Below are 2,722 nucleotides of genomic sequence, written 5' to 3' on the forward strand. Positions count from 1 at the left end.
GAGCACAGCGCGCCGAGCGCCGCAAAGCCGGCGAGGTCGGGTCGGCCGAGAAGGCCACCCGCGGCGAGGACGACTGCAACTGCTGTGCCGACGCGGACGGCGGGTGCAACCGAGGCATCGGAACGGCCGAGGGCCATCGCCCGGCGCCACGTTCGGCCCGAGACGACGTGGGCGAGGGCGGAGCGCGAGTGTTCGAGGCGATCGAGTGCGGCAGTCACCCGTGAAAGTTTACAGTTATTTCACTAGTAAAATGATTCGTGGGGGCTGTGATGTTCGCCGTAGTGTTTCGGTCATGATTCCGGCGCAGCCCACAGGCGGAGATTTCGTCGACCGCGTCCGACGGGAGTGGGCAGCCGTCATGCCCGACGTCGACCTCTCGCCCATCGAGATTCTCGCGCGCATCAACCGAATTTCGTCGAAGGCCAACATTCTGCTCGACCACACGCTCGTACCGGTGGGGGTGTCGCGGGCCGAGTTCGATGTGCTCAGTGCTCTGCGCCGGGCGGACAGGCCGTTGCGGGCAAGCGAGGTGACCTCGGTGACGTTGCTCAGTGGTGCGTCGACCACCAAGATTTCCGAGCGGCTGGTGGGAGCCGGTCTGGTGGAACGGCTTCGCTTCGAGCGCGACGCCCGTGTGGTGCTTCTACAACTCACCGACGCGGGCGTCGAGCTCGTGGACCGCACGTTCCCCGTCCGGCTCGAGCGCGACCGTGGACTGCTGGACGGGCTGGAGCCGGACGAGATGGCGACTCTTGCAGGATTGCTACGCAAGGTCGCACTCAACGCTGAGTGAGGGAGCGCGGAATGGCGCGGCTAGACAGTCGACAGCGGGCGGATGTCGGTGGCTCCGCCCGGCGTGGGTGAGGTGAGAACGAAGGTCGAGTTGTAGCCCTTCGACTCCACGACGGCACGGATTTCACGGAACTTGTCGGTGCTGACCTCGGGAGAGCGCGAGAGGATGAACCCGGACGTACGGAGCGGGTCGCCGACGAGCGCCCACGAGTAGTCGTCGGCGATGTACGCGACGATGTAGTTGGTCGGCCCCTCCGGGTTCTCCTGCGTGGGGACACCTGGGAAGCTCACGTGCAGTTGGGCATTGGTGACCGTGTCGTTGACTCGGGCATTACCGACGATGCGGTTCTGCTCGCCCGTCCACGTGGTGCAGGTGTTCTCCACGCGAATGTTGGCCGGGTCGATCAGCGAATAGTTCGCCTGCGTGTCCCGAGCGCATTCGAGGTTGAACGGCTGTGGAACCGCGGCAACCTGGTTCCAGGTGCCGAGGTAGCGCTCCACGTCGAGCGAGGGAACAGGCGCGAGCGGTGTGAAACCGGCCGAGCCCGATGGTGCGGGTTGTGCGCCTGCGGCAGCGCCGCCGAGCAGGAGAGCGGCGACGGCAGCTCCGCCGACGAATGCTCGCGCTGCGTTCGAACGTACCTTCATGAATCTCGCTCCTTCTGACCCACCAGTGGTTCACTGCTGGAGTCGATTCGGTTCGGCCACCATATCCCCGGGCCGACGAGGGTGAACAGTGCCGGAATGACCAGCGTGCGCACGACGAACGTGTCGAGCAGAATGCCCAATCCGACGATGATGCCGAGCTGGGTGAGCGTGATGAGGGGGAGCACGCCGAGGACGCAGAACACGGCCGCGAGGACGATGCCGGCGCTGGTGATGACGCCTCCCGTTGCTCCGACGGCGCGGACGATCGCGCTGCGGGTTCCGTGCCCCGGCACTTCCTCCCTCGTTCGGGTGACGAGGAAGATCGTGTAGTCGACGCCGAGGGCGACGAGGAACAGGAACGAGAACAGCGGAACGTTGTCGTCGAGTGCAGGAAAGCCGAAGACGTTGCTGCTCACCCAGCTTCCGACACCGAGAGCCGCCAGTGCACTGAGCACGGTGGTGCCGACGAGGATCAGCGGTGCGACGAGTGACCGCAGCAGCGCTATCAGTACGACGAGAACGACGACGAGAATGGCCGGTACGACGACGAGGCGGTCGCGAGCTGCGGCGTCGCTGGTATCGAGTGCCTGCGCGTCGCTGCCACCGACGAGCGCATCGGGAATGTCGGCGAAGTCTCCGCGGAGTTCCTCGACGGTGGCGAAGGCCTCGTCCGATGCGGGCGCGGCATCCGTCACGACGGACCACCGGGTGTATCCCGTTCCGGAATCGGCGACGCGTTCGAACGATGTGACGCCGTCCGCGGTGTCGAGCACGCCCTCGACGTCGGACGCCGATTCGGTGGGGGCGACCACGGTGGTCGGATCTGCAAGGCCTGCGGGGAAGTGTTCGGCGAGGGTGTCGAAGCCCTCGACCGATTCGGCGGTGACGCGGAACTGCTCGGTCTGTGAGAGCCCGATTCCGGTGGTCAACAGCGTTGCTGCGCAACCGATCAACACTGCGATAGTGACGACCGAGGTGCGGACGGGGTGCCTCGACACAGCGGCGGCGACGGAGAACCAGGCGCCCGAGGTGGACGTATCCTTGTCGTCGGCCTTGGGGACGAACGGCCAGAACAGTTTCGGTCCGCACAGGGCGAGCAGCGGGGGAAGCACGACGAGCACGAACAAGGCCGCCACGACGAGCCCGGCGGCAGCCAGTGCGCCGAGACTGCGGGTGCTCGGAAGGATTGCGAGCAGAAGCGTCAGGAGTGCCAGTACGACGGTGGCGTTGCTGGCGAGGATGGCCGGGCCTGCGTGCCGGACGGCGTGGGCGAGGGCAGTTC

3 protein-coding genes and 1 pseudogene are annotated in these 2,722 nt (G+C 66.3%); 1 reads left to right on the forward strand and 3 read right to left on the reverse strand.

Annotated features, from left to right (window positions below; translation table 11 throughout):
- Window positions 1–218, reverse strand: a pseudogene (locus WBQ44_RS03450) (FUSC family protein); the annotation flags it as partial.
- Between the two features lie 74 nt (window positions 219–292).
- On the opposite strand from WBQ44_RS03450, the gene WBQ44_RS03455 reads away from it, so the two are divergent.
- On the forward strand, window positions 293–793 hold the full coding sequence (locus tag WBQ44_RS03455; RefSeq protein ID WP_495565342.1) for a MarR family winged helix-turn-helix transcriptional regulator: 501 nt from the start codon (window positions 293–295) through the stop codon (window positions 791–793).
- A gap of 20 nt (window positions 794–813) precedes the next feature.
- Here the strand turns inward: WBQ44_RS03455 and WBQ44_RS03460 are convergent, their stop codons facing one another.
- Together WBQ44_RS03460 and WBQ44_RS03465 are read right to left on the reverse strand one after the other, a co-directional pair.
- The gene (locus WBQ44_RS03460) at window positions 814–1,440 is read right to left on the reverse strand and encodes a lipocalin family protein (RefSeq protein ID WP_495565343.1); all 627 of its coding nucleotides are present in this window, start codon (window positions 1,438–1,440) and stop codon (window positions 814–816) included.
- A partial coding sequence (locus WBQ44_RS03465) for an MMPL family transporter (RefSeq protein WP_495565344.1) occupies window positions 1,437–2,722 on the reverse strand: 1,286 nt, incomplete at its 5' end. The genes WBQ44_RS03465 and WBQ44_RS03460, both read right to left, overlap by 4 nt.

The organism is Rhodococcus sp. (in: high G+C Gram-positive bacteria), from assembly GCF_049591685.1.
In the GTDB taxonomy this organism is placed as follows: Bacteria; Actinomycetota; Actinomycetes; order Mycobacteriales; family Mycobacteriaceae; genus Rhodococcoides.